This window comes from Streptomyces similanensis (assembly GCF_039543625.1).
Taxonomy (GTDB): Bacteria; Actinomycetota; Actinomycetes; order Streptomycetales; family Streptomycetaceae; genus Streptomyces; species Streptomyces similanensis.
In genome coordinates, this window is the sequence record NZ_BAABKC010000065.1 from 39,399 (window position 1) to 64,765 (window position 25,367).

Here is a 25,367-nt window from a genome sequence, read left to right on the forward strand (position 1 = left end):
GGCGCCGGGGCGTCAGAGGTTGCCGCGGCGCTCCTGCTCGCGCTCGATCGCCTCGAAGAGGGCCTTGAAGTTGCCCTTGCCGAAGCCCATCGAGCCGTGGCGCTCGATGAGTTCGAAGAAGACGGTCGGGCGGTCCTGGACCGGCTTGGTGAAGATCTGCAGCAGGTAGCCGTCCTCGTCGCGGTCCGCGAGGATCTTCTGCTCGCGCAGCGTGTCGATCGGCACCCGGGTGTCGCCGACCCACTCGCCGAGCGTGTCGTAGTAGCTGTCCGGCGTGTCGAGGAACTCCACGCCCGCCGCCCGCATCTGCCGCACCGTCTGCACGATGTCGTTGGTGTTCAGCGCGATGTGCTGGACGCCGGCGCCGCCGTAGAACTCCAGGTACTCGTCGATCTGGGACTTCTTCTTGGCGATGGCCGGCTCGTTGATCGGGAACTTCACCTTGAGCGTGCCGTCGGCCACGACCTTGGACATCAGCGCGCTGTACTCGGTCGCGATGTCGTCGCCCACGAACTCCTTCATGTTCGTGAAGCCCATGACCTTGTTGTAGAACTCCACCCACTCGTTCATCCGGCCGAGTTCGACGTTGCCGACGCAGTGGTCGACGGCCTGGAAGGAGCGCTTGGCGGGCGGCGCGACGATCGGCTTGGCGGCGGCGTAGCCGGGCAGGTACGGGCCGGTGTAGCCGGAGCGGTCCACGAGGGTGTGCCGGGTCTCGCCGTAGGTGGCGATCGCGGCCAGGACGACCGTGCCGTGCTCGTCCTTCACCTCGTACGGCTCGGCCACCGAGCGCGCCCCGTGCTCGACGGCGTAGGCGTACGCGGCGCGCGCGTCCGGCACCTCGATGGCGAGGTCCACGACGCCGTCGCCGTGCTCGGCCACGTGCTGGGCGAGGAACTCGCCCCAGGGGGTGGCGGGCTTGATCACCGAGGTGAACACGAAGCGGGCGGAGCCGCTCTCCAGGACGTAGCTCGCGGTCTCCCGGCTGCCGTTCTCCGGTCCGGAGTAGGCGACCAGGCTCATGCCGAAGGCGGTCGAGTAGTAGTGCGCCGCCTGCTTGGCGTTGCCCACGGCGAAGACGACCGCGTCCATTCCCTTGACCGGGAAGGGGTCGGCCTGCCGAGCGGTCACATCGGGAGTGTGCTCTGTGGTCTGCGTCATAGCGGAAGGGTCACCCGGACCCGCAAGGTGCGCAATAGTTCGCGTATCCACTGGGCAATATGCGCAGTGAACGACCCGTACCGACGGGCTTTCTGTACAGGATGACCACCCAAGGAGGCGGGCCGGTGGCGATCGATCACCTGGACGGCCGCATCATCGTGCTGCTGGCGCGCGAGCCGCGGATCGGCGTGCTGGAGATGTCCCGGCGGCTCGGGGTCGCCCGCGGGACGGTGCAGGCGCGGATGGACCGGCTCCAGTCGAACGGGGTGGTCCGCGGCTTCGGTCCGGAGGTGGACCCGGCGGCGCTGGGCTATCCGGTGACGGCGTTCGCCACGCTCCAGATCCGGCAGGGCCAGGGGGCGGGCGTACGGGCCCATCTGGCGACCGTGCCGGAGGTGCTGGAGCTGCACACCACCACCGGCACCGGAGACATGCTGTGCCGGCTGGTGGCCCGCTCCAACGCGGACCTCCAGCGGGTGATCGACCGGGTGGTGGGGATCGAGGGCATCGTGCGCGCGTCGACGGCGATCGTGATGGAGAACCCGGTGCCGCTGCGGATCATCCCGCTGGTGGAGCAGGCGGCGGAGGAGGAGGGGTAGGGGGCGGCGGCCAAGTTACAAAGACTCCGTTGCAAAGAAGGCTTTGCAACGCTATCTTCGGATGCATGGACGAGTTCCAGCACCCCGATGTTCGCCCGCTCGACGCCCACTCACTGCGCGGTCTGGCCCATCCCCTGCGGATGCGGCTGCTGACCCTGCTGCGCCACGGCGGCCCCGCCACCGCGTCACAACTTGCCGCCAGGCTGGGCGAGTCCAGCGGCGCGACCAGCTACCACCTGCGCCAGCTCGCCGCGCACGGCTTCGTCGAGGACGCGCCGGAGCACGGCAAGGGACGCGAACGCTGGTGGCGGGCGGCCCAGCGGGGCGTGAGCTTCGACGAGGGGCTGCTCGAACACCCCGACCCCCAGGTGCGGGGCGCCGCGGACCTGTTCCTGCACGAGACCGCGAGCAACCGCACCCAGGAACTGGCCACCTGGCTCGCCAACCGGAACGACTGGTCCGAGGACTGGCGGCACGCCTCGGACCTGAGCGACTTCACGCTGCGTCTCACGCCCGAACAGGCCGTCGACCTCATCCAGAAGATGCACGAACTGGTCAACAGCTACCGCGCGTGGGCCCCCGAGGCCGACGCGGCGGACACCGAACAAGTCCGCGTCCACACCCACGTCTTCCCCACCCGTACGGACTGAGAGGCCCCGCGATGCATCCCGAGAGCCACCTGATCCTGCACCACGCCCGCGCCGCCGAACTCCACGCCGCGACCCGCGCGCGCCGACAGGCCGCGGACGCCGGGCGTGCGGGTGAGCTGCGTGCCCGCCTCGGCTGGACCCTCGTGGAGGTCGGCCTGCGCCTGGCCACCGCCCCGCAGCCGGCGCTCGCCCACGCCTGAGAGCCGTACCGGACCCGTAAGGGCCGTCAGTCAGCAGCTCGGGATCGAGCCCTTGCCCTTCTCCAGGGCCGTCAGGGCGTTCACGGCGCCTTTGAGGGTGGTCACCGGAATCAGCCGCAGCCCCTTCGGCAGCTCCGCCTTGGCGTCGGCGCACTCGGCCTTCGGGACCACGAAGACGGTGGCGCCGTCCCGGCGGGCGGCCTGCGTCTTGAGGGCGACGCCGCCGACCGCGCCCACCGTGCCGTCGGCGTCGATCGTGCCCGTACCGGCGATGGTGCGGCCGCCGGTGAGGTCGCCGCCGGCGCCGTCGCCGTTCAGCTTGTCGATGATGCCGAGGGTGAACAGCAGGCCCGCGCTGGGGCCGCCGATGTCGGCGAGCTTCAGCGACACCTTGATGTTCTTGTCGCCGCTGCGGCCCAGGTACTTCAGCGCGGCCTCGGTCGCCGCGTCCTGGGACTGCTTCATCTGCTCGCTGTTGTGCCGCTCGATCTCCTTGACGGTGTCGCCGCTCGGATAGACCGCGTCGCGCGGCATGATCGCCCGGTCGGTGGCGAACCAGCCGTCGATCACGTCGGTCAGCGAGACGTGCGCGTCCGGGCCGGTCGCCACGATGGTCGTCATCCGCAGCTGCCCGCTGGTGTGCCGGACGGGCGTGCCGGAGACGGTGATCACCTGGCTGCCCTTGAACGACCCGAGCACGTTCGCCGTCGACCCCGGCTGCGCCACCGAGAACGGCAGCGGCGCGAAGGCGGCCGTGGCGATCAGGGCCACGACGGGCAGCGCGCAGACGGCTACGGCCTGGGGGCGTGTGAGGCGAGAGAGCACGGGGTCAATCTACGCGACCCCCGCTCACGCCCCCGCGCCGACCGTGAGCGACGACTCGGTCACTCCGGCCCTCGGCACCCACCTCGACTCCCCGGCCACCTCAACGCCCCGGCCGCCGCACCTCGCCGCCGCCTCAGCGCAGCGCCTCGGCCACCTCGCGGGCCGCGTCCATCACCCTCGGGCCCACACGCTCGGGTACGGAGTCGGCGAGCATCACCACGCCCACGCTGCCCTCGACGCCGGTCACCCCCAGCAGGGGCGCCGCCGCGCCGCACGCGCCGGCCTCCAGCTCGCCGTGGGTGAGGGTGTAGCCGGGCTCGGCCAGGGGCGTGCGGCGGGCGGACAGTATCGCCTTGCCCGCGGCGCCCCGGTCCAGCGAGTGACGGAACCCGGCGCGGTAGGCGACGTGATAGTCGGTCCAGGTGGGCTCCACCACGGCGACGGCCAGCGCCTCCGCCCCGTCCACCAGCGTCAGGTGGGCCGTCGCGCCGATGTCCTCGGCCAGCGAGCGCAGCGCGGGCAGCGCGGCCTCGCGCACCAGCGGATGCACCTGCCGGCCCAGCCGCAGCACCCCGAGCCCGACCCGGGCCCGGCCGCCGAGGTCGCGGCGGACCAGGGCGTGCTGTTCCAGGGTGGCCAGGAGCCGGTACACGACGGTACGGTTCACGCCCAGCTTGAGGGACAGCTCGGTGACGGTCAGCCCGTGGTCGGTGTCGGCCAGCAGTTTGAGGACCCTGAGGCCCCGGTCGAGCGTCTGAGAGGTCTCCGCGGTCACGACGCCCACTCCTTCATTGGTGAGGTCGGCGGCGACCGTCGCGGCGGTCACGTCACCGAGTCCCGTCAGTGACGCGCGCGACAGAGGCCGCCGATCGGCCGGCGGTCCGGCCGTCCCGGACTCGGTCGCGCTTCACGGCTGCGCTCCGCGGCGGCGCTGCCACGGGGCGTGTGCGTAGCCGGACAGTAGCGAAGCCGGTTCGCTGAGCGGAAGTCTCAGTCCAGAATCCGGGCAGGGGCGGCCCCGGCCTGCCATCATTCGTCCGCATACGGTCCGACGGGCGGCACGGAACGAACGTGGGACGACCGCGGGGCGACCGCGGGGGTGACCGCGGGGGCGAAAAGGAACCGCCCCAGGACCCTTACGGGCTCTCAGGGCGGTGTCCCGGGGCGCCGGGGGCCTCACCGCATCCGGGTCGCCCACTCCTGCACCTTGGCGATGCGCTGGCGCAGTTGCCCGGCCGTCGCCTCCGCGCTCGGCGGGCCGCCGCACACCCGGCGCAGCTCGGTGTGGATCACGCCGTGCGGCTTGCCGCTCTGGTGGACGTAGGCGCCGACCATGGTGTTGAGCTGCTTGCGCAGCTCCATCATCTCCTTGTGGGTGACCACCGGCCGCCGCTCGGCGGGCAGTTCGAGCAGATCGGCCTCGTCGTCCGGCTTCTTGCGGCTGTGCGCGATCTGCCGCGCCTGCCGCTTCTGGAGCAGCATCTGCACCTGCTCGGGCTCCAGCAGTCCGGGGATGCCGAGGTAGTCCTGCTCCTCCTCGCTGCCCGGGTGGGCCTGCATGCCGAACTCGGCGCCGTCGTAGAGGACCCGGTCGAAGACGGCGTCGGACTCCAGCGCCTCGAAGGGCAGCATGTCCTGCTCGCCGGTGTCCTCGTCCTGCTCCTTGTTCGCCTCCTCCATCTCCTTCTCGGACTCGGCGTACGGGTCCTCCTCGCCCTCCTTCTTCGGCTTGTCGAGGGCGTGGTCGCGCTCGACCTCCATCTCGTTGGCGAAGGTGAGCAGGTCGGGGACGGTCGGCAGGAAGACGGAAGCGGTCTCGCCGCGCCGCCTGGACCGTACGAAACGGCCGACGGCCTGGGCGAAGAACAGCGGGGTGGAGATGGTCGTCGCGTACACCCCGACGGCGAGGCGGGGCACGTCGACGCCCTCGGACACCATGCGCACGGCGACCATCCAGCGGTCGTCGCCGGCGCTGAAGTCGTCGATCTTCTGGGACGCCCCGGCGTCGTCGGACAGCACGACGGTGGGCCCCTTGCCGGTGATCTCGCGGATCAGCTTGGCGTAGGAGCGGGCGGAGTCCTGGTCGGAGGCGATGACGAGCGCGCCGGCGTCCGGGATGGCCTTGCGGACCTCGGTGAGGCGCTGGTCGGCGGCGCGCAGCACGGCCGGCATCCACTCGCCGCGCGCGTCGAGCGCGGTGCGCCAGGCCTGGCTGACCGCGTCCTTGGTCATCGGCTCGCCGAGCCGGGCCTCGATCTCGTCGCCGGCCTTGGTGCGCCAGCGCATGTTGCCGCTGTAGGAGAGGAAGATGACCGGGCGGACGACGCCGTCGGAGAGGGCGGAGCCGTAGCCGTAGGTGTAGTCGGCGGAGGAGCGCCGGATGCCGTCCTGGCCCTCCTCGTACGTCACGAACGGGATCGGGTTGGTGTCCGAGCGGAACGGGGTGCCGGTCAAGGCGAGCCGGCGGGTGGCGGGCTCGAACGCCTCCAGACAGGCCTCGCCCCACGACTTGGAGTCACCGGCGTGGTGGATCTCGTCGAGGATGACGAGGGTCTTGCGCTGCTCGACGCGGTTGCGGTGCAGCATGGGGCGCACGCCGACGCCGGCGTACGTCACGGCGACGCCGTCGTACTCCCGTCCCAGCGGGCCCGCGCTGTACTCCGGGTCCAGCTTGATGCCGACCCGGGCGGCGGCCTCGGCCCACTGCTTCTTCAGGTGCTCGGTGGGCGCGACCACGGTCACCTGCTGGACGACGTGGTGGTGCAGCAGCCAGGAGGCGAGGGTCAGCGCGAAGGTCGTCTTTCCGGCGCCGGGGGTGGCGACCGCGAGGAAGTCGCGCGGCTGTTCCTGGAGGTACCTGTCCATCGCGCCCTGCTGCCAGGCACGCAGCTTGCTGGCGGTGCCCCAGGGGGCACGGCCGGGGAAGGCGGGCGAAAGGTGGTGGGAGGGGGCGGTGGTAGTCACGGTCTCCGGTTCGCAGTACTGAGGGCTCGGCTACGTATGACAACCGGGCCACCCTACCGGCGGCCCGGCGGTGCCGACGCGCGAACAGCGCGGCGCGACTCCGGGATGGGACTCAGCTCACACAGCTCGCTCCACGAGCTCCCGCAGCGCCTCGCCGATCGCCTTCACCTCGTCCAGCGAGCCGGTCGCGACCGCGATGACCAGGCGTTCCGCCGCGTCGATGTCGGGTCGCAGCTGCACGCCGTTCAGGGCCAGGAACACCACGCAGGAGGTCCAGGCGGTGCGCTTGTTCCCGTCGACGAAGGGGTGGTTGATCGCCAGGGACTGGAGGAGCGCCGCCGCCTTGTCCAGCAGGTCGGGGTACGCCTCCTGCCCGAACATCGCGGCCGAGGGCCGGTGCACGGCGGACTCCAGCAGTCCGGCGTCCCGTACGACGACGTCCTGGTCATCGACGGCGAGCGCGGCGATGCCCAGGACGTCCTCGGCGGACAGATAGACGGATGTCACTTGAGCCGCTCCAGCAGTTCGGCCCACTTGGCGGTCTGCTCCTTGGCGGCCTTCCGGACCAGGGCCTCGTGTGCCGTCCTGGCCAAGTAGTCGTCCACGGCCCGCAGCACTATGGCGTGCATGCTGACGCCCTCCTGCTCGGCGCGCGCCTTCAGGGCTTCCGTCTGGTCGTCGCGGAGACGCAGGTTCATAGCCATACCAAAACGGTACCAGGCGATGGGGCCAGAGTGGTACCACTCACGGCTGGGCGTGCAACCGCCTCGTCACCCAGACCCCCGCCAGCGCCACCGCCGCCATCGGCAGGAACACCGCCGCGAAGGCGGCCGGGTGGGCCGGGGCGGCGGTGGCCGTCGCGTGCGCCACCGTGCCGCCGCCCAGCGCGGCGAACGCCGCGCCGCCGACCGCCAGCAGGACGACGTTGGACAGCGCGTCGGACATCTGGAGCGCCGCCGAGTTCGCACCGGCCTCCCGCGGCGCCGACAACTGGAGCAGCAGCACGCTGGTGGAGGCGATCACCAGCCCCATCCCGAAGCAGCCGAAGCCCCAGGCGACGGCGACCGTCCAGACCGGAACGGAGTGGATCAGCACACTGGGCGCGGCGGCGATGGCCGCCGCCACCAGTACCATCCCGAACGTCATCAGCCGCTCCCGGTGGGGCGCCGCGGCCGGCCGCGACTGCACCCAGGAGCCCAGCGCCCAGGTGGCCCCGCCGGCCGCGAGGGAGAAGCCGGCCAGCGTCGGGGAGAGGCCGCGCTGGGTGACCAGCATCAGCGGCACGAAGGACTCGGCGGCGATGAAGGAACCGGCCGCGACCCCGCGCAGCAGCACCACCGAGGGCAGGCCGCGCGCCGCCCGGTAGGTGCCGCGCGGCAGCAGCCCCCGCACCGCGGGCACCAGCAGCGCGGCCCCCGCGGCTCCGGGCAGCAGGGAGATCCAGCGCAGGTCCTGCGCCGCGTACTGGAGGAGCCCGGCGCCCAGCGAGATGCCGAGGGCGAGCCGGATGCGCCGCGCGTCGAACGGCTCCCCGGCGTCCTCCCCCACCGGGCCGGCCGCGCGCCGCCGTATCTGCGGCAGGGCGATCGCCAGCGGGAACACCACCAGCACCGGGATGCCGATGAAGACCCAGCGCCAGCCCAGGTGCTCGGTGACCGCGCCGGCGGCGAGCGGGCCGACGATCGACGGCACCACCCAGGCCGCCGCGAACGCCGCCATGATCGCCGGGCGCAGCCGCTCGGGGTAGGCGCGGCCGACGACGACGTAGAGGGCGACGATCACCAGGCCGCCGCCGAGCCCCTGCACGGCGCGCCCCAGGATGAACACCCACATCGTGCCCGCGGTCCCGGCCAGCAGCAGCCCCGCCGCGAACGCCGCGATCCCGGCGGTGAGCGCGCCCAGCGGGCCGCGCCGGTCCGCCCACTGCCCGGCGAGGACCATCCCGAACAGGCTGGTGGTGAAGTAGCCCGAGAACGCGAACGCGTACAGCGGCACCCCGTGCAGCTCGCGGGCCGCGACCGGCATCGCCGTGCCGACGGCGGTCGCCTCGAAGGCGATCAGCAGCACGACGGAGACGATGCCGACGCTGAGCGCCCGGTAGGCACGGCCGAGCACGGTGTCGGTGGGCGCCTCGCGCAGGTCGGAGGCGTCGGGCAGGGCGGCGGCCGCGACGTCGGTGTCGCGTGGTTCGAGCACGGTCATGAGCGCCAGAGTAAGGGGCGCGGCCGACTTTGACCCCTGTCGGGAGTCCACACCCGGCTACGACCTTGGTCGTACGCCCCCGGCCCCGTTCATGAACGGCGTATGGCGGTCCCGTTGCGGCCCCCGCCCTTCCCTTGAGCCACCCCGACCCCGCGCCCTACGGTCGACGTACCGAGTTCGGCCGGGCCCACAGCCCACCGACACGGCCGTGTGCCCGAGTGGCCTAGGGACTCGCCTGCAAAGCGAGGCACGCGGGTTCAATTCCCGCCACGGCCTCTGGAGAGCGGGCGGTGCGCTTCGGGCGTGCCGTCCGCTCTGTCGTGTCAGGGCGTGCCGTCCGCTTCCTCGTGTCAGGGAGTGTCGGCGAGCAGGCGGGTCCAGAAGGTCCAGTCGGTGTCCGGGGCCGCGGGCGGCGGGGATATCGCGGTGAGGGCCTGGAGCAGCAGGAGTGCCAGGCGGTCGTACGCGTCCGGGGTCTGATGGTCGTCGTGCAGCAGCCACAGGGCGTACGTGAAGGTGGAGAGGTCCCTCGCCAGGGGGTGCAGGGTCGCCTCGGGGACGGTCCAGATCCATACCTCGCCCGTGGCGCCGTCCACCACCGCCTCCGTGTCCTCCGTCAGCCCGCCCAGGCGGATCAACCGGTGGGCGTGGGAAGGGAGGCCGTGGGGCGCGGGGGACTCGGCGATCGTCGGCAGGGGGGCGTCGTCGTCCGGGTCGGGCAGGGGGGCGGTCTGCGGCAGGCCCGTCTCGCGCAGGAAGCGTCGGGTCGGCTCGTGGGTGAGGGCGGGCGGGAGGTCGACGTCCTCGAAGCGGATGACGTTCGCCGCGCCGAACTCCCGCGCCAGGAGGCGGTGCGCCAGGTCGACGGTCAGGCCCGAGCGCGGGGCCGGGTCGGGGGCGGACAAGGACAGCGGGCGGATCAGGGCCGTCGCCTTGCGGTACTGCGGGGCCGTACCGTCGGCGTCCGCCGCGAAGGCCGCGAGGAGGAGGCGGGTCGCCCCGGCTGCCGCCTCCGGGCCGCAGTGGGCCGCGCGGGACGCCAACTGGGCGCGCAAGGAAGCCAGTTCCTCGGTGACCGCCACGAAGCCGAGCAGTCTCTTCAGGGGCGGTGCGAGCGGGCGGGCGGCGCCCGGGACGCCGGCCGTCCCCGGGGCGAACCGGGGGCACGGGCCGTAGGGGCCGGACGGGTCGAGGGCGGCCGTCAGCTCGGCGGTCGGCCCGGCCGTCGGCCCGGTGGTCGGCCCGGTGGTGGTGCAGGTCGTCGTGGTCATCGGTCCCCCGGGCGGATCGGTTCACGGGCCCGGGCCCACGCCGCTCCCGGGCGGGGGACGCCGCGCCGGCCGACCTCGGCCGGCCCTCGTCCCCACTGACCGGAACACTACGCCGCACCACTGACAACGCCCCCGACCTGGCGGAACACCGGTGGAACGGCCGGTCACGCGCCGGTGACCACCGCGGCCTGCGGGCGGATCGGGAGGCGGTTGACGGGGCGTCCGGTGGCCGCGCGCACCGCCGAGGCGATCGCCGCGGGCGAGGTCACCACCGGCACCGCGCTGACCGCCTTCGCGCCGAACGGCGCCACCACGTCCCGCTCCTCGACCAGCTTCACGATCCGGATGTCGGGGGTGTCCAGCGCGGTGGGCAGGGCGTAGCCCGTGAGGTCGGGGTGGCGGACCAGGCCGCGCGGGGCGCGCAGGTTCTCGGTGAGGGCGAGGCCCACGCCCTGGGTCACCCCGCCCTCGATCCGGGAGACCAGCTGCGCGGGGTTCAGGATCCGGCCGACGTCCTGGGCGACGGTCAGCTCCACCACCCGCACCGAGCCGATCTCGATGTCGACGTCCACCACCGCGCGGATCGCGCAGAAGGCGAGGCCGACGAACGCGTCGCCCTGGCCGGCCTCGTCCAGCGGTTCGGTGGGGTGCGGGCGGCACTGCGCCGTCGCCCACAGTTCCTTGCCGTCCAGCGCCTCGGTGACCGTGGTCGACAGCACGCCGTCGTAGGAGGTGATCTTGCCGTCGGTGATCTGGAGCAGTTCGGTGGACATGCCGAACTTGTGGGCCAGCGGCTGGAGCAGCTGGGTGCGGACCATCTTCGCCGCCCGCTCCACCGCGCCGCCCGACACCCAGGTGTGCCGGCCGCGGCAGCCCGCGCCCGCCGGGGGCTGGTCGGTGTCGACCGGGGCCACGTGCACCTCGTCGACGCCCAGCGTCTCCTGGACGATCTGCCGGGCCAGCGTGGTGAAGCCCTGCCCGGTCTCGACCGCCGCGCACAGCACCGTCGCGACGCCGTCGTGCACCTTCACGGTGGCCGTGGAGACCTCGTCGGCGCCCTCCGCGCCCAGCATGTGCACCATGCCCAGGCCGTAGCCCACGCCCCGGCGCACCGCGCCCGGTTCGCCCGCGCCCTCGGGGCCGCCGGGCAGCAGCCACTCGTCCTCGGGGGTGTCCTTGGGCAGCGGCGGCAGCGGGTGCTCGCGCACGGCCTGGAGGAGTTCGGCGACCGGGGCCGGGCAGGTGACCGTCTGCCCGGTGGGCAGGACGTCGCCGGTGGCCAGCACGTTGCGCAGCCGCAGTTCGGCCGGGTCGGCGCCGAGCTTCTTGGCCAGCTTGTCCATCTGCGCCTCGTAGGCGGCGCAGACCTGCATGGCGCCCTCGCCGCGCACATGGCCCGAGGGCGGGTTGTTGGTGCGCACCGCCCAGCCCTCGATGAAGGCGTTCGGGACGACGTAGGGACCGCAGGCGAAGGAGACGGCGGCGGCCAGCGCCTCGGCGGAGGTGTCGGCGTAGGCGCCGGCGTCCAGCAGGATCTGCGCCTCGACCTTGACGAGGCGGCCCTCGGCGTCGGCGTGGTGGCGGTAGCGCAGCAGGGTCGGGTGCCGGTGCGCGTGGCCGAGGAAGGACTCCTCGCGGGTGGCGGTCAGCTTCACCGGGCAGCCGGTGCGCAGCGCCAGCAGGCCGAGGGGCAGCTGGAAGCTCTGGTCCTCGCGGTCGGCGGTGGCGCCGGGCACGCCGGTGACGACGATCTTGACGTGCTCGGGCGCCAGGCCGTAGCAGGCGGCGAGGGCGTCGCGGTCGGCGTGCGGGTCGGTGGAGGCGACGTACAGCTCGACGCCGCCGTCGGGGCGGGGCACCGCGAGGCCGGCCTCGGCGCCGATGGGGGCCGGGTCCTGGCGGCCGATGCGGTACAGGCCCTCCACGACGACCTCGCCGGCCGCCTCCGGGTCGCCGTGCCGCAGCGGGATGTGCCGGATCAGGTTGCCGTCCGGGTGCAGCGGCTCGGCCTCGAAGGCATGTTCGGGATCGGTGACCGGTTCGAGCACCTCGTACTCGACGATCACGGCGGCGGCGGCCATCCGCGCGGTGTCGGGGTGGTCGGCGGCGACGGCCGCGATGGGCTCGCCGTGGTGGCGCACCACGTCGGAGGCGAACACCGGGCGGTCGGCCCGGCCGCGGCCGTGCAGCGGACTGCCGGGCACGTCCTCGTGGGTGACGACGGCGCGGACGCCGGGCATCTCGCGCGCGTGGCTGGTGTCGATGGACACGATGCGCGCGTACGGGTGCGGGGAGCGCAGCACCGCCGCCCACAGCAAGCCCTCGGCCCACAGGTCGGCCGCGTACGGGAAGGTGCCCTCCGTCTTGGCGCGGGCGTCGGCGGCCGGCAGCGAGGAGCCGATGCCGTGCGGCAGCGGCTCGGGCGCGGGGGCGCTCTCCGGTGCGGCAGCGGCGACGGCTTCGTTGCTCACGCCTGGCCTCCGTTTCCGTCCTGGCCGTAGGGGTCGTGCGGGTGCTGCTCGTGCTGCTCGTGCTGCGCGTGGTGCGGGTCGAACACCGAGGCCGCCGAGGGGTGGACGCCGCCGGCGCCCGGGCCCGCCTGACGGGGAATACGCGGCTCGTCGCCGTCCGGTTCGACCGCGTCCTCCCCGGTGTCCGCGGCGCGCTCGGCGACGACCTCGCGGACCGCGTCCAGAACGCCCCGGTAGCCCGAGCAGCGGCACAGGTTGCCGCACAGCGCCTGACGCGTCTCCAGTTCGGTCGGGTCCGGGTTGCCCTCCAGCAGGTCGTGCACGGTCATCGCCATGCCAGGCACGCAGAAGCCGCACTGCACGGCGCCGCACCGGGCGAGCGCCCGCTGCACGTCGGAGGGCTGCCCGTCGGCGGCCAGGCCCTCGACCGTGCGGACCTCGCTGCCGGCCGCGGTGACGGCGGGCACCAGACAGGAGGCGACGAGCCGGCCGTCGACCTGGACGTTGCAGGCGCCGCACTCGCCCTGCGAGCAGCCGTCCTTGGCGCCCGCGAGGCCGAGCCGCTCGCGCAGCACGTACAGCAGCGACTCGCCGATCCAGGCGTCGGTGACGGGCCGGTCGGCGCCGTTGACGCTCAGCACGTAGGAGGCGAGCGGGTGTTCGTCCTGCGGGGGGGCGGGGGGCGGGTCGTCGTGCGCGAGGCCCGGCGCGGCGGCGGGCTCGGGGGCCTCAAGTGCGGACTCGGCGGCGGGCTCGGCAGGCGTGGCGGCCGCTTCCGCGGCCCCGGGCCCGGGGGCGGTGTCCTCGGCGCCCGCGGGGCCGGCGGACGGCTCGGCGGTGCCTTCCGCGGCCGCTACGGCGCCTTCGGGGGCGTCGCCGGGCGCGTGGCCGGACTCGGGCGCGTCGTCGTGCGGGTGGGCGGACTCGGGCGCGTCGTCGGGCCGGTGGGCGGCGTCGGGCTCGGGTCCGTGGTCGGCCTCGGCGGCGTAGTCGTCGGTGTGCTCGGCGGCATACTCGTCGGCGTACCCGTCGGCGGGCTCGGCGGCGTGCTCCCGCAGGGGCTGGACGGTGTGTCCGTCGCCTTCCGGTACGGCCTCGGGCGCGGCCGGAGCGTGCTCGCCGTGCTGCTCGCCGTGCCGGCCGTGCTCCGTGTGCTCGGCGGTCTCGGCGGTCTCGGCGGGGCCGGGGTGCCCGGCGGGTTCCGGGTGGCCGGGGCTCTCCGGGTGCGCTGCGGGCTCCGGGTGCGCGGCGGGCTCGGGGTGGTCGTCGTGGCCGGGGGCCTGGTGGCCGCCCGGTGCGGGCGTGTCCGTGCCGTGCGCGTGCGCCGGCTCCTCCGCGTGCGGGTCGGCGACCGAGGGGTCCGCCCGGTACGCCTCCGCCGCGGGCCGGTCCTCGTAGGCGCCCTCGGCGTGGTCGTCCTGTCCCGGCCGGCCCCACGGCTGGGCGGGCGGCTGGGTCGCCCACGGCGCGGCCGCGCCGCCGGGCAGCGTGGCCGGCGGGGTGCCGCCCCACTGCTGGACCAGCGAGGAGGTGGTGAACTCGCCGGACTCGTCCGGGAGTTCGCCCCCGGCGACCGGGATCGACCACTGTCCGGTCACATCGTGTCCGGGCGCCGCCGGCTGACCGGCCTGGGTGTCGTGCTGCCCCGGCGACTCCTGGAAGTTCCACTGCTGGGTGGCGCCCGGGTGGTACGTGAACCGGTCGCCGCCCCCGTCGCCGCCGTCCTGCGGCAGCGCGTTCGCCTCGGGCCAGCGCGCGCCCTCGGCGGGCGTGCCCGGCACGGCCCAGGCGCCGGTGGCCGCCGGGTCGGCGGCCTCGGGCGGGGCGGAGGCGGCCGTTATCCGCGGCGGCACATAGCCGTGGCCGGGCGCGGCCAGCGGGCTGTCGGCGGCCAGGAGGGCGTCGATGCCGCCCTCGGGGAGCTTGACGAACGCGGTGGCGCCGTCGTCGTAGTCGCCCTGCGGCAGCGGGTTCCAGCGGCCGCCGTTCTCGGGCGTGCCCTCCGCGTGCTGGTCGTCGGTCACGACAGCGCCCTCCCCAGTGCTCGTCGGGCCAGCGCGGCGACGGTGCGCCGCAGGTGCAGTACGGCGGGCGGGAGCTGCTGCACGGAGCCGTCCGCCTCGGGGGCCGGGTCGGGGATGCACGCCTGGGCGACGTACTCGCCGAAGGCGGTCAGCGCCTCGGGGACGATCGCCCGGTTGTTGTCCCAGTCGATGAGCTGCGCCACCCACTGCTCGGCGTCCAGCGGCCTGAGCGGCATCGGCGCTATGGCCCCGACCGCGCAGCGCACCCCGCGCCGCGCCGGGTCCAGGACCAGCGCCACGGAGGCGATCGCGCGGCCCGGTCCGGTGCGGCCGGTCGCCTTCAGGAAGACCTGGGGCGCGTGCAGCAGCGGTACCCGCACGTAGCCGATGAGTTCGCCCGCGCGCAGCATCTCCACGCCGGCCAGCAGGTGCGAGACCGGGATCTCCCGGCGGGCGCCGCCGGGGCCCGCGATGACCACCGTGGCCTCCAGGGCGGCCAGCACCGGCAGCGCGTCCCCGGTCGGGGCGGCCGAGGCGATGTTGCCGCCGAGGGTGCCGGCGTTGCGGATGTGCGGCGGGCCGGCGGCGCGCGCGGCGGCGGCGAGCGCCGGGATCAGCGCGGCGAAGTCGGGGCGGCCCATGCGGGCGTGGGTGAGGCCGGCGCCGAGCAGTCCGTGGCCGTCCTGGTACTGCCAGCCGCGGATCTCGCTGATCCGGCCGAGGCCGACCAGCGCGGCGGGCCTGAGCTGCCCGGAGTTGACGGCGGCCATGAGGTCGGTGCCGCCGGCCACCGGCACGGCGGCGGGCATGGCGGTGAGTGCCGCCACGGCCTCGTCCAGCGTCGTGGGCAACGTGACGGCCTGCGCCGTCCGCGGTGCGTGCGTGGTCAAACCGGCTGCCCCTTCCCGCTGCCCCACTGGTCCCGCCTGTGTTGCCGTACGGTACGACCTGACAGGGCGGACGTGGCAACTCTGGCACATCTTCGCAGGGCTCGCGGACACGGGTCCGACACGGGGCGATCGCCCACCTCATCGGGGACATGGCCCGTTTTGGCACGGCATCACCGATGCGGGCGAATTGACGCTCTTCGCTGACTCCCGCGGGGCTTTGTCCGACGCCGGTCCGCTGTGGGGCCGGTACGGGCGGCGGTGGGGAGAATCGTTCCTCGGAGGCCGCCCGCACCCCGCCGCCCGTGGTCACCGCTACGACGCACCGCTGCGGCTCACCGCTACGGCTCACCGCCACGACGCACCGCTACGGCTCACCGCTGCGGCGGCGGTCCGTCCAGGGGGCGGCCGAGGATGCCGGGCCGGCGCTGCCAGGGGTGGGGTCCGGCGGGCGGGCGGTAACCGACGCCGAGGGCGTCCAGGCGCCGGTAGTGGGCCGTCATCCGCTGTTCGAATCCGGTGAAGTCCCGCTCCCCCGGGGCGGGCAGCGCGCTCCAGGCGACCTCGGCGAAGGCGGCCAGGCGGGGGAACGCCTGGTAGTCCACGCGCTCCTGGCTGTCCAGCACCTCGCTCCACAGGTTGGCCTGCGGGCCGAGCACATGCGCGGCGGCCTCGGCGTCGAGCCCGGCGGGAACCGGCTCGAACCGGTAGACGTCCTCCAGGGTGCGCACGAAGCCGATGGGCACCGGCTCGTCCTCTCCCAGGGCCTGCCGGTGGTCCAAGTACACCTGCTGCTCGGGGCACATGACGACGTCGTGGCCGGCCCGCGCGGCGGCGACGCCGCCCGCGTAACCGCGCCAGGACGACACGGCGGCGCCCTTGGCGAGCCCGCCCTCCAGGATCTCGTCCCAGCCGATGAGCCGGCGTCCGCGCTCCGCCAGCCAGGCGTCGAAGTGGCCGATGAACCAGGCCTGGAGCCCGTCCTCGCCGGCCACCCCGAGTTCCCGGACGCGGGCCTGCGCGGTGGCCGAGGCGCGCCACTGGTCCTTGGGGCACTCGTCGCCGCCGATGTGCACGAACGGCGCGAACTCGCCCGCGTCGGCCGGAAAGACGTCCAGGACCTCCTCCAGGACGCCTTCGTAGAAGCGCAGTACGTCCTCGGTGGGGGCGAGCACGTTGGGGTTGATGCCCCAGTCGTCCCAGACGGTGAGGGCGGCGGTGTCGACGACGTCGGTGTTGCCGAGTTCCGGGTAGGCGGCGATGGCGGCCTGCGAGTGGCCGGGCAGGTCGATCTCCGGGACGACGGAGATGTGCCGTTCGGCGGCGTAGGCGACGATCTCGCGCAGGTCGTCCTGGGTGTAGTGGCCGCCGTGCGGTTTCTCCTCCCACCGCGAGGACAGCCGGTGGCCGAGTTTGCTGCGGGAGCGCCAGGAGCCGGTCCGGGTCAGTTCCGGGTAGCGCCTGATCTCGATGCGCCAGCCCTGATCGTCCGTCAGGTGGAGGTGCAGCACGTTGAGTTTGTGCGCGGCCATCAGGTCGAGGTAGCGCAGCACGCCGTCCTTCGGCAGGAAGTGCCGGGCCACGTCGAGCAGCAGTCCGCGCCAGCGGAAGCGGGGCGCGTCGCCGATGGCCCGGGGCGGGACGCGGTGGGCGGCGCCGGGCCGTACGGGGGCGCGGCGGAAGGCGTCGGGGCCGAGCAGCTGGCGCAGCGTCTGGGCGCCCCAGAAGACGCCGGCCGCGTCGCCGCCCGCGATCTCGACGCCGGCCCCGGTGGCGAGGAGCCGGTACTCCTCGGGCTCCAGCGCGTCGTCCACGCGCAGGAGTACGCGGTTCGGGGCGTCCGGGGAGGCGGCGGGGGGCAGCGGGAGGCCGAGCGCGGCGCCGAGGGCGCCGCGCAGCCAGCGTTCGGCGGTGGCCGTGCCGGGGCCGGCCCACAGGGTGGTGTCCGCGTCGAGCACCGCCGTGCCGTCGTTCAGTGCGGCGGTGACGCGCGGCGCCGGAATGACATCGTCCTTGAACTCGTCCTGGGCCACGCGGGGAGCCTAGGGACTGCCGACGCCGCCCACAAGAGGTCTGGACCAAAAGGTCTGGACCACTTTCGGACGGCGCCCGCTCCGCCGGACGACGCCGTCGACCCGCCTGCGGCTACTTGTCGCCGCCCTTGCCCTTGCCCTCGTCGCCGCCGCCGCTCATGGACTCGTAGATCTCCTTGCAGAGCGGACACACGGGGTACTTCTTCGGGTCACGGCCGGGCACCCACACCTTGCCGCACAGCGCCACGACGGGCGTCCCGTCCAGGGCGCTCGCCATGATCTTGTCCTTCTGGACGTAGTGGGCGAAGCGCTCGTGGTCGCCGTCGCCGTGGGACACCTGCGGCGTCGGCTCTACGAGGGTCCCCGTACCAGTCCCGCGCTCGGGCTCGAGAGTGCTCATACGGAAAGGGTACTGAAACCGGCGCGTATCAGTTGAGCGACGGGTCGTCCGGATACGTGGCGACCATCGCCAGTTCGCTGCGCTGGCGGCGCAGCACCTCGCGCCACAGCCGCTCGGGCGCCGGCGAGGAGACGTCGCCGGGCTCGGAGTCGACGACGTACCACGCGCCCTCGGCGAGTTCGTCCTCCAGCTGGCCCGGGCCCCAGCCGGCGTACCCGGCGAAGATGCGCAGGGAGCCGAGAGCGTCGGCCAGCAGCTCGGGCGGGGCCTCCAGGTCGACGAGGCCGATCGCGCCGTGCACCCGGCGCCAGCCCAGCGGGGCGCGCTCGCCGGGGCCGTCGCCGGGGATGACGGCGACGCCGAGCGCGGAGTCCAGCGACACCGGGCCGCCCTGGAAGACGACGCCGGGCTCGCCGGCGAGGTCCGCCCAGCCCTCCAGGATGTCGCCCACGTCCACCGGGGTGGGCCGGTTCAGGACGACGCCCAGGGAGCCCTCCTCGTCGTGGTCGAGGAGGAGCACCACCGCTCGGTCGAAGTTCGGGTCCGCCAGGGCGGGTGCGGCCACGAGCAGCCGTCCTGTGAGCGAGGACACCTCGGTCATGCCAGACATGATCCCGCATCTTCCGCCGGCGCGGGGGGCCAATCCGGCCGGCGGGGTGAGGACGGCGAACGGGGGTATGGGAGCGTGGGGCGGCGCGCGGCCGGAGCGGTGACCCCATGTGTCCGGTCTGGCACGGTTCGTGTTGTGACACACCCATGACGCAGCCGGGCGGTCCTCGGGCTTACTTCCGGGGGGTGCGCGGCGATTACTCTGTCTCTCCGGCCCCTGACCTATGTGCTCGGCCGGCCCCTGCCCAACTCATCGGAACGCGAGATACATGAGCGTCAACGACGATGTCCTGCTTGTCCATGGCGGAACCCCGCTGGAGGGCGAGATCCGTGTCCGCGGTGCGAAGAACCTCGTGCCGAAGGCCATGGTCGCCGCTCTGCTGGGCAGCGAGCCAAGCAGACTGCGCAACGTTCCGGACATCCGTGACGTCCGTGTGGTGCGCGGCCTGCTGCAACTGCACGGCGTGACGGTCCGGCCGGGCGAGGAGCCGGGCGAGCTGGTGCTCGACCCGACCCGGGTGGAGAGCGCCAATGTGGCTGACATCGATGCCCACGCGGGCTCCAGCCGCATCCCGATCCTCTTCTGCGGCCCGCTGCTGCACCGCCTCGGCCACGCTTTCATCCCGGGTCTGGGCGGCTGCGACATCGGCGGCCGGCCCATCGACTTCCACTTCGACGTGCTGCGGCAGTTCGGCGCGACGATCGAGAAGCGGGCGGACGGCCAGTACCTGGAGGCCCCGCAGCGGCTGCGCGGCACGAAGATCCGGCTGCCCTACCCGTCGGTCGGCGCGACCGAGCAGGTGCTGCTGACGGCCGTCCTGGCCGAGGGCGTCACGGAGCTGTCCAACGCGGCCGTCGAGCCGGAGATCGAGGACCTCATCTGCGTACTGCAGAAGATGGGCGCGATCATCGCGATGGACACCGACCGCACGATCCGCATCACCGGTGTGGACAAGCTCGGCGGCTACGACCACCGCGCGCTGGCGGACCGTCTGGAGGCCGCGTCCTGGGCGTCGGCGGCGCTGGCCACCGAGGGCGACATCTACGTCCGCGGCGCGCAGCAGCGCTCCATGATGACGTTCCTGAACACCTACCGGAAGGTGGGCGGCGCGTTCCGGATCGACGACGAGGGCATCCGCTTCTGGCACCCCGGCGGCCAGCTGAAGTCGATCGCGCTGGAGACGGACGTGCACCCCGGCTTCCAGACCGACTGGCAGCAGCCGCTGGTGGTCGCGCTCACCCAGGCGACCGGCCTGTCGATCATCCACGAGACGGTCTACGAGTCCCGGCTCGGCTTCACCTCCGCGCTCAACCAGATGGGCGCGCACATCCAGCTCTACCGCGAGTGCCTGGGCGGCTCCGACTGCCGCTTCGGCCAGCGCAACTTCCTGCACTCGGCGGTCGTCTCCGGCCCGACCCGGCTCCAGGGCGCCGATCTGGTCATCCCGGACCTGCGCGGCGGCTTCTCCTACCTGATCGCCGCCCTCGCGGCCCAGGGCACCTCCCGCGTCCACGGCATCGACCTGATCAACCGCGGCTACGAGAACTTCATGGAGAAGCTCGTGGAGCTGGGCGCGAAGGTCGAGCTGCCGGGACAAGCACTGGGCTAGCCCGGCCGGCGCCGCTACCGCCCGCGCCACTGCGGCGTGTGGCGGCGCTACGGCGTGTGACGGCGCGTACGTCGATGGGGCGGCCCCCCGGGAAGGGGGCCGCCCCATTGACGTGTGGTCGGCCCTAGCGGGCCCCGTACGCCGTCGCGCGGCGTACGGACGGCAAGGTCACTTGCCCTTGGCGGCTTCCTTGAGCTTGCTGCCCGCGGAGACCTTCACGCTGTAGCCGGCCGGGATCTGGATCGGCTCGCCGGTCTGCGGGTTGCGGGCGGTGCGAGCGGCACGGTGGGTGCGCTCGAAGGTGAGGAAACCAGGGATGGTGACCTTCTCGTCCCCCTTGGAGACGATGTCGCCGACGACGTCGGCGAACGCGGCCAGCACGGCGTCGGCGTCCTTGCGGGTCACCTCGGCGCGGTCGGCCAGCGCGGCCACCAGCTCACTGCGGTTCATGTTCTTACTCCCGTGTTCTTCTTGCCATTGAGGCGTGCCACGCGGCTGAGCCGCGTGTTGGGCCAGCCAAGCCGATGCTGCCAGGGTCCTGGTGGGTCCCCGGACCCGGGTCCCCCGTCGGACCCTCGCGCCCAGGGAGGCATCCTGCCCCCACCTGCGGCGGGAAAGCCAATCCGGCACCCCAAGGAGTCGTGAGAACACCCTTGGGAGTCACACGAAAAGGGGCCTGCGCCCGGGGCCCGGCGTCACCCTTACGCCTGCCCCGTGGGCGACGGCCGAATCCGACGACAGGGCCTGGCCGATCACGATAGGGCGCGCCGCTGACGGCGCCGTCCCCGACGCGCCGGGTCCGGGCGCACCGTGGCGATCATCACGCCCCGCGCGGGCGCCGGGCGCGCCGGGGGCTCACGCCCCGGCGCACCCGGCACGGGTCGTCCGCGCCCGATGCCGCCCGACCGCGCCCGACGGCCGTCGTCCGCCGCCCCGTCCGGGGCGGGTGGTCACACGCCGGAGGAGCTGCCGGCGGCCGACGCGCCGGCCGCCTTGGCGGCGTCGCGCACCGCTCCGGCGACGGCTCCGGCGACCTTGTCGTTGAAGACGCTCGGGATGATGTAGTTCGGGTTCAGCTCGTCCTCGGTCACCACGTCGGCCAGGGCCTGCGCGGCGGCGAGCATCATCTCGGTGTTGACGGTGCGCGACTGCGCGTCCAGCAGGCCGCGGAAGACGCCCGGGAAGACCAGCACGTTGTTGATCTGGTTGGGGAAGTCGGAGCGGCCGGTGGCCACGACTGCCGCCGTCTGCCGGGCGATCGCCGGGTCGACCTCGGGGTCGGGGTTCGCGAGCGCGAACACGATGGCCCCGTCCGCCATGGCGGCCACGTCGTCGCCGTCGAGCACGTTCGGGGCGGAGACGCCGATGAAGACGTCCGCGCCGCGCACGGCCTCCTTCAGCGTGCCGGTGAGGTTCTCCGGGTTGGTGTTGTCGGCGATCCAGCGCAGCGCCGACTCGGGGGCGGCGTCGACGAGGTCCTCGCGGCCGGCGTGCACCACGCCGTGGATGTCGGCGACGACGGCGTTCTTCACGCCCGCGGCGATCAGCAGCTTGAGGATGGCGGTGCCGGCGGCGCCGGCGCCGGACATCACGACCCGGACGTTCTCGATCGGCTTGCCGACCACGCGCAGCGCGTTGGTGAGGGAGGCGAGCACGACGATGGCGGTGCCGTGCTGGTCGTCGTGGAAGACGGGGATGTCCAGGGCCTCGCGCAGCCGGGCCTCGATCTCGAAGCAGCGCGGCGCGGAGATGTCCTCCAGGTTGATGCCGGCGAAGCCGGGGGCGATCGCCTTGACGATCTCCACGATCGCGTCGGTGTCCTGGGTGTCCAGGCAGAGCGGCCAGGCGTCGATGCCGGCGAACCGCTTGAACAGGGCCGCCTTGCCCTCCATGACCGGCAGCGCGGCCTTGGGGCCGATGTTGCCCAGGCCGAGGACCGCGGAGCCGTCCGTCACGACCGCAACCGAGTTGCGCTTGATCGTGAGGCGGCGGGCGTCCTCGGGGTTCTCGGCGATGGCCATGCAGACGCGGGCCACGCCGGGCGTGTAGACCATGGAGAGGTCGTCACGGTTGCGGATGGGGTGCTTGGACGCCATCTCGATCTTGCCGCCGAGGTGCATCAGGAACGTACGGTCGGAGACCTTGCCGAGCGTGACGCCCTCGATGCCGCGCAGCCTGCTGACGATCTCGTCGGCGTGCGCGGTGGAGGTGGCCGCGATGGTGACGTCGATACGGAGCTTCTCGTGGCCGGACGCGGTGACGTCGAGGCCGGTCACCGAGCCTCCGGAGGACTCCACGGCGGTGGTGAGCTGCGAGACGGCGGTTCCGCTCGCGGGCACCTCCAGCCGGATGGTCATCGAGTAGGAGACGCTGGGCGCCGTTGCCATGGCCGACTTCCTCTGCTTTCACCGTGTCGCGAGTTGTGCCGTCCGATCGTCGCACCTACCAGCGAGTACGTGGTAGTCGCCCCGGGTTGCGGTCTTTGCGTTCACCGGGACGCGGCGTTTTCGGAAATTTGATTCCACCATACGAGAGTTGGGCGGGCGGCGGTAGGTGCGGAGGCAAGAAAAGAGGCCCACGTCACATCGGATGTGACGTGGGCCTCTTCGAGGCTGTGACACCGGCCCGCCATGCTCGCCTCGCGGCAAGTGGTCGCTCGTAGCGACGAAGGTTGGGCCCGGGGGCTTGGATCGAGCCGGTGTCTCCTCCAGGCTAACAAACGGATCGCGGAACACCATTCCCCGCGACCGGGTTCGCGGGAATCCGCCCGCGCGGACGCCCGCACCGACGCCCGCGCGGACGCCCCCGCGCTCAGTCCCGCAGCAGGTCCGGGACCCCGTTCGCGTCCGGCTGGTCGCGCTCGCCCGCCACCACCGTCAGCTGCTGGGTGGCGCGGGTCAGGGCGACGTAGAGGACGCGCAGGCCGGCCGGGGACTCGTCGGCGATCTCCGCCGGCGAGACGACGAGCGTCGCGTCGTACTCCAGGCCCTTGGCCTCCAGGCTGCCCAGCGCCACCACCCGGCCCCCGCCGAGCCCGGCGAGCCAGCGCTTTGCCTCCTCGCGCCGGTTCATGGCGACGACCACGCCGACCGTGCCCTCCACCCGCTCCAGCAGCGCCTCGGCCTCCGCGCGCACGGTCGCGCCCAGCGAGCCCGCCACCAAGGCGAACCGCGGCTTGAGCCCCGTGGAGCGCACCGCCGACGGCGACTTCGCGCCCGGCATGGCCAGGGCCAGCACCTTCGCGGCCAGCTCGGCGATCTCGGCCGGGTTGCGGTAGTTCACCGTCAGCTCGAAGCGGCGGGCCCGGGACGAACGGCTCGCCGCGCCGGGGTGCCCGGAGCCCGGCAGCCGGGTGCCCAGCGCCTCGTCGCGCGCCTCGGCCGCCTCGTCCGGGTCCGACCAGGAGGACTGGGCGGGGTCGCCCACCACCGTCCAGGTGGCGTGCCGGCCCCGGCGGCCGACCATCCGCCACTGGAGCGGCGTGAGGTCCTGCGCCTCGTCCACGATGACGTGCGCGTACTCCACCCGCTCCTGGGCCAGCCGCTCGGCCCGCTCGCGCTGCGTCTCCTCGCGCACCGGCATCAGCTCCTCCAGACCGGTGAGCTGGTCCAGCGGGTCCAGTTCGCGCTTCTTGCGGGGCCGGGCGGGGGCGCCCAGGATCGCCTGGAGTTCGTCCAGGATCGCGATGTCGTGCACCGAGTAGCCGTCCCGCTTCAGCGAGCGGGCCACCTTGCGCACCTCGCCCGGGTTCAGGACCCGGCGCGCCCAGCGGCCCAGGCGTCGCTCGTCGGCCATGGTCTCCAGCACGCCCCGCGGGGTCAGCTCCGGCCACCAGGCGTCGAGGAAGGCGGTGAAGGAGTCCTCGCCGAGCACGTCCTCGTCGAAGGAGGAGCGCAGCTCGGCGGCCAGCTCCGGGTCGCTGTGCCGGCCGGCCGCGCCGGACTTCGCCCACAGGGCGTCCAGCAGCAGCTTGCGGGCGCGCGGGCGCAGCAGGTTGACCGGCGCGGTGCCGCCGAGGGCGGTGCGCCGGACGTGGTCCAGCTCCGGCCCCGCCAGCTCCAGCCGGCGCCCGAAGGCGACCACCCGCAGCCGGGCCGGCGGCCCGGAGGGCGCCTGCGGCACCGCGTCGCCGTCGTCGCCGTCGCCGTCGCCCTCGCCGAAGGCGAGCTGCCCCGCGGCGGCCGCTGCCGCTCCCAGCTCCAGCGCGCCGCGCGCCGCCTTGCGCAGCACCTTCAGCATCCGCGAGGAGCCCTTGGCGCGGGCCACGGACGGGGCGTCGTAGAGGGTGGCCTCGGCGCCGTCGACCAGTGAGCCGATCGCCCGGATGGCGACCTGGCCCTCCTCGCCGAGCGAGGGCAGCACGCCCTCGGTGTACGAGACCAGCAGCGGGGTCGGCGAGACGATCAGGATGCCGCCGGAGTAGCGGCGCCGGTCCTGGTAGAGCAGGTAGGCGGCGCGGTGCAGCGCGACCGCCGTCTTGCCGGTGCCCGGCCCGCCCTCGACGTACGTCACGGAGGAGGCGGGGGCGCGGATGACGAGGTCCTGCTCGGCCTGGATGGAGGCGACGATGTCGCGCATGGTGTGGCTGCGGGCCTGGCCGAGCGCGGCCATCAGCGCGCCGTCGCCGACCACGGCCAGCTCCCGCCCGTTCAGGAAGGCGGTCAGCTCGGGGCGCATCAGGTCGTCCTCGACGCCGAGGACGCGCCGCCCCTTGGAGCGGATGACCCGGCGGCGCACGACCCGGCCGGGGTCGACCGGGGTGGAGCGGTAGAACGGGGCGGCGGCCGGCGCGCGCCAGTCGATGACCAGCGGGGCGTACTCCTCGTCGAGGACGCCGATCCGGCCGATGTGCAGGGTCTCGGCGATGTCGGCGGTGCCGTCGGGGCGCACCGCGCCCTCGGCCGGCTCGACGGCGGTGTACGCGCCGTCGGGGCCCTTCTTGCCGTCCTTGCCGAGCAGCAGGTCGATCCGGCCGAAGAGGAAGTCCTCGAACTCGTTGTTCAGCCGGTTGAGGTGGACGCCGGCCCGGAAGACCTGGGCGTCGCGCTCGGCCAGCGCGCCGGGCGTGCCGACGTGGCCGCGCTGGGCCGCGTCGTGCATGAGGAACTCGGCCTCGTGGATCTTCTCCTCGAGCCGCCGGTACACCCGGTCCAGGTGTTCCTGTTCCCCGCTGATCTCTCGGTCGCGCACGGAGTCGGCCTCGGCGTCGCGCACCGGGGCGCGCACCGTGTCGGGCACCGCGCCGGGCGCCGCCTCGTGAACCGATTCGACCGCGGAATCCTGTTGAGCCTGAGCGGCCACCGGGCCCCCTTCTGACGTGCTGGGCAGCCGTCAACCGTACGCGAAGGGAACCCGCTGCGGGAAGTCGACCCGGCTTCCCGGCCGCCGGCCCGGCGTAATCCGCCGAACCGGTCGTCCGTCTGTCCTACGCCTTGACCTGGACGACCTTCTGGCCGTCCGT

At 73.6% G+C, this 25,367-nt stretch carries 21 protein-coding genes and 1 tRNA gene; 5 read left to right on the forward strand and 17 right to left on the reverse strand.

Annotated features, from left to right (window positions below):
- Positions 1-12: 12 nt before the first annotated feature.
- The gene (gene hppD / locus ABEB07_RS22190; RefSeq protein WP_345669948.1) at positions 13-1,161 is read right to left on the reverse strand and encodes a 4-hydroxyphenylpyruvate dioxygenase; all 1,149 of its coding nucleotides are present in this window, start codon (positions 1,159-1,161) and stop codon (positions 13-15) included.
- Between the two features lie 125 nt (positions 1,162-1,286).
- On the opposite strand from hppD, the gene ABEB07_RS22195 reads away from it, so the two are divergent.
- From ABEB07_RS22195 to ABEB07_RS22205, 3 genes are all read left to right on the forward strand, one after another.
- Positions 1,287-1,760 (forward strand): Lrp/AsnC family transcriptional regulator, encoded by a 474-nt coding sequence (locus ABEB07_RS22195; protein ID WP_176149161.1) that lies wholly within the window; start codon positions 1,287-1,289, stop codon positions 1,758-1,760.
- A 65-nt stretch (positions 1,761-1,825) separates the two neighbouring features.
- Positions 1,826-2,410 (forward strand): winged helix-turn-helix domain-containing protein, encoded by a 585-nt coding sequence (locus ABEB07_RS22200; RefSeq protein WP_176149162.1) that lies wholly within the window; start codon positions 1,826-1,828, stop codon positions 2,408-2,410.
- 11 nt (positions 2,411-2,421) lie between these two features.
- Positions 2,422-2,610 carry a hypothetical protein gene (locus ABEB07_RS22205; RefSeq protein WP_345669949.1) on the forward strand — a complete coding sequence of 63 codons (189 nt, stop codon included), beginning with the start codon at positions 2,422-2,424 and terminating at the stop codon, positions 2,608-2,610.
- Between the two features lie 30 nt (positions 2,611-2,640).
- On the opposite strand, the gene ABEB07_RS22210 is transcribed toward ABEB07_RS22205, so the two are convergent.
- From ABEB07_RS22210 to ABEB07_RS22235, 6 genes are all read right to left on the reverse strand, one after another.
- The gene (locus ABEB07_RS22210; protein WP_345669950.1) at positions 2,641-3,435 is read right to left on the reverse strand and encodes a S16 family serine protease; all 795 of its coding nucleotides are present in this window, start codon (positions 3,433-3,435) and stop codon (positions 2,641-2,643) included.
- Positions 3,436-3,568: 133 nt separating this feature from the next.
- Entirely contained in the window at positions 3,569-4,210 is a 642-nt protein-coding gene (locus tag ABEB07_RS22215; RefSeq protein WP_164581609.1) for an IclR family transcriptional regulator, read from the reverse strand.
- Positions 4,211-4,611: 401 nt separating this feature from the next.
- Positions 4,612-6,399 carry a DEAD/DEAH box helicase gene (locus ABEB07_RS22220; protein ID WP_345669951.1) on the reverse strand — a complete coding sequence of 596 codons (1,788 nt, stop codon included), beginning with the start codon at positions 6,397-6,399 and terminating at the stop codon, positions 4,612-4,614.
- Between the two features lie 117 nt (positions 6,400-6,516).
- Positions 6,517-6,906 carry a type II toxin-antitoxin system death-on-curing family toxin gene (locus ABEB07_RS22225; protein WP_345669952.1) on the reverse strand — a complete coding sequence of 130 codons (390 nt, stop codon included), beginning with the start codon at positions 6,904-6,906 and terminating at the stop codon, positions 6,517-6,519.
- Positions 6,903-7,103, reverse strand: coding sequence for a ribbon-helix-helix protein, CopG family (locus tag ABEB07_RS22230; protein ID WP_176149166.1), 201 nt, complete (start codon positions 7,101-7,103; stop codon positions 6,903-6,905). The genes ABEB07_RS22225 and ABEB07_RS22230 overlap by 4 nt, the downstream gene beginning before the upstream one ends.
- Before the next feature lie 40 nt (positions 7,104-7,143).
- Positions 7,144-8,601 (reverse strand): MFS transporter, encoded by a 1,458-nt coding sequence (locus ABEB07_RS22235; RefSeq protein WP_345669953.1) that lies wholly within the window; start codon positions 8,599-8,601, stop codon positions 7,144-7,146.
- A gap of 204 nt (positions 8,602-8,805) precedes the next feature.
- Between ABEB07_RS22235 and ABEB07_RS22240 the strand changes: the two genes are divergently transcribed.
- A tRNA-Cys gene (locus ABEB07_RS22240) sits at positions 8,806-8,877 on the forward strand.
- A gap of 74 nt (positions 8,878-8,951) precedes the next feature.
- Here the strand turns inward: ABEB07_RS22240 and ABEB07_RS22245 are convergent.
- The 7 genes from ABEB07_RS22245 to ABEB07_RS22275 all read right to left on the reverse strand — a co-directional run bounded on the left by ABEB07_RS22245 (position 8,952) and on the right by ABEB07_RS22275 (position 18,288).
- Positions 8,952-9,872: an SUKH-4 family immunity protein gene (locus tag ABEB07_RS22245; RefSeq protein ID WP_345669954.1), complete on the reverse strand. Its 921-nt coding sequence runs from the start codon at positions 9,870-9,872 to the stop codon at positions 8,952-8,954.
- 164 nt (positions 9,873-10,036) lie between these two features.
- Positions 10,037-12,343: a xanthine dehydrogenase family protein molybdopterin-binding subunit gene (locus ABEB07_RS22250; RefSeq protein WP_176149179.1), complete on the reverse strand. Its 2,307-nt coding sequence runs from the start codon at positions 12,341-12,343 to the stop codon at positions 10,037-10,039.
- Positions 12,340-14,367, reverse strand: coding sequence for a 2Fe-2S iron-sulfur cluster-binding protein (locus tag ABEB07_RS22255; RefSeq protein ID WP_345669955.1), 2,028 nt, complete (start codon positions 14,365-14,367; stop codon positions 12,340-12,342). The genes ABEB07_RS22250 and ABEB07_RS22255 overlap by 4 nt, the downstream gene beginning before the upstream one ends.
- Positions 14,364-15,257 (reverse strand): FAD binding domain-containing protein, encoded by an 894-nt coding sequence (locus ABEB07_RS22260; protein ID WP_176149181.1) that lies wholly within the window; start codon positions 15,255-15,257, stop codon positions 14,364-14,366. The genes ABEB07_RS22255 and ABEB07_RS22260 overlap by 4 nt, the downstream gene beginning before the upstream one ends.
- Before the next feature lie 371 nt (positions 15,258-15,628).
- Complete coding sequence (locus tag ABEB07_RS22265) at positions 15,629-17,287, reverse strand: beta-N-acetylhexosaminidase (RefSeq protein WP_425589053.1); 1,659 nt, start codon at positions 17,285-17,287, stop codon at positions 15,629-15,631.
- A 112-nt stretch (positions 17,288-17,399) separates the two neighbouring features.
- Entirely contained in the window at positions 17,400-17,687 is a 288-nt protein-coding gene (locus ABEB07_RS22270; protein ID WP_164582749.1) for a DUF3039 domain-containing protein, read from the reverse strand.
- 28 nt (positions 17,688-17,715) lie between these two features.
- Complete coding sequence (locus tag ABEB07_RS22275) at positions 17,716-18,288, reverse strand: YqgE/AlgH family protein (RefSeq protein ID WP_345669956.1); 573 nt, start codon at positions 18,286-18,288, stop codon at positions 17,716-17,718.
- A 277-nt stretch (positions 18,289-18,565) separates the two neighbouring features.
- On the opposite strand from ABEB07_RS22275, the gene murA reads away from it, so the two are divergent.
- Positions 18,566-19,906 (forward strand): UDP-N-acetylglucosamine 1-carboxyvinyltransferase, encoded by a 1,341-nt coding sequence (gene murA, locus ABEB07_RS22280; RefSeq protein ID WP_019980665.1) that lies wholly within the window; start codon positions 18,566-18,568, stop codon positions 19,904-19,906.
- Positions 19,907-20,074: 168 nt separating this feature from the next.
- Here the strand turns inward: murA and ABEB07_RS22285 are convergent, their stop codons facing one another.
- The 3 genes from ABEB07_RS22285 to ABEB07_RS22295 all read right to left on the reverse strand — a co-directional run bounded on the left by ABEB07_RS22285 (position 20,075) and on the right by ABEB07_RS22295 (position 25,207).
- The gene (locus ABEB07_RS22285) at positions 20,075-20,356 is read right to left on the reverse strand and encodes an HU family DNA-binding protein (protein ID WP_003990598.1); all 282 of its coding nucleotides are present in this window, start codon (positions 20,354-20,356) and stop codon (positions 20,075-20,077) included.
- Between the two features lie 500 nt (positions 20,357-20,856).
- Positions 20,857-22,293: an NAD-dependent malic enzyme gene (locus ABEB07_RS22290; RefSeq protein WP_176149184.1), complete on the reverse strand. Its 1,437-nt coding sequence runs from the start codon at positions 22,291-22,293 to the stop codon at positions 20,857-20,859.
- Between the two features lie 424 nt (positions 22,294-22,717).
- The gene (locus ABEB07_RS22295) at positions 22,718-25,207 is read right to left on the reverse strand and encodes a HelD family protein (protein WP_345669957.1); all 2,490 of its coding nucleotides are present in this window, start codon (positions 25,205-25,207) and stop codon (positions 22,718-22,720) included.
- Between the last annotated feature and the right edge of the window lie 160 nt (positions 25,208-25,367).

Coding starts and splice junctions, on each gene's coding strand:
- ABEB07_RS22275 (WP_345669956.1), bottom strand. CDS start 18,288: ATGACCGAGGTGTCCTCGCTCACAGGACGGCTGCTCGTGGCCGCACCC.
- ABEB07_RS22230 (WP_176149166.1), bottom strand. CDS start 7,103: ATGGCTATGAACCTGCGTCTCCGCGACGACCAGACGGAAGCCCTGAAG.
- murA (WP_019980665.1), top strand. CDS start 18,566: ATGAGCGTCAACGACGATGTCCTGCTTGTCCATGGCGGAACCCCGCTG.
- ABEB07_RS22205 (WP_345669949.1), top strand. CDS start 2,422: ATGCATCCCGAGAGCCACCTGATCCTGCACCACGCCCGCGCCGCCGAA.
- ABEB07_RS22235 (WP_345669953.1), bottom strand. CDS start 8,601: ATGACCGTGCTCGAACCACGCGACACCGACGTCGCGGCCGCCGCCCTG.
- ABEB07_RS22270 (WP_164582749.1), bottom strand. CDS start 17,687: ATGAGCACTCTCGAGCCCGAGCGCGGGACTGGTACGGGGACCCTCGTA.
- ABEB07_RS22285 (WP_003990598.1), bottom strand. CDS start 20,356: ATGAACCGCAGTGAGCTGGTGGCCGCGCTGGCCGACCGCGCCGAGGTG.
- ABEB07_RS22200 (WP_176149162.1), top strand. CDS start 1,826: ATGGACGAGTTCCAGCACCCCGATGTTCGCCCGCTCGACGCCCACTCA.
- ABEB07_RS22245 (WP_345669954.1), bottom strand. CDS start 9,872: ATGACCACGACGACCTGCACCACCACCGGGCCGACCACCGGGCCGACG.
- hppD (WP_345669948.1), bottom strand. CDS start 1,161: ATGACGCAGACCACAGAGCACACTCCCGATGTGACCGCTCGGCAGGCC.
- ABEB07_RS22290 (WP_176149184.1), bottom strand. CDS start 22,293: ATGGCAACGGCGCCCAGCGTCTCCTACTCGATGACCATCCGGCTGGAG.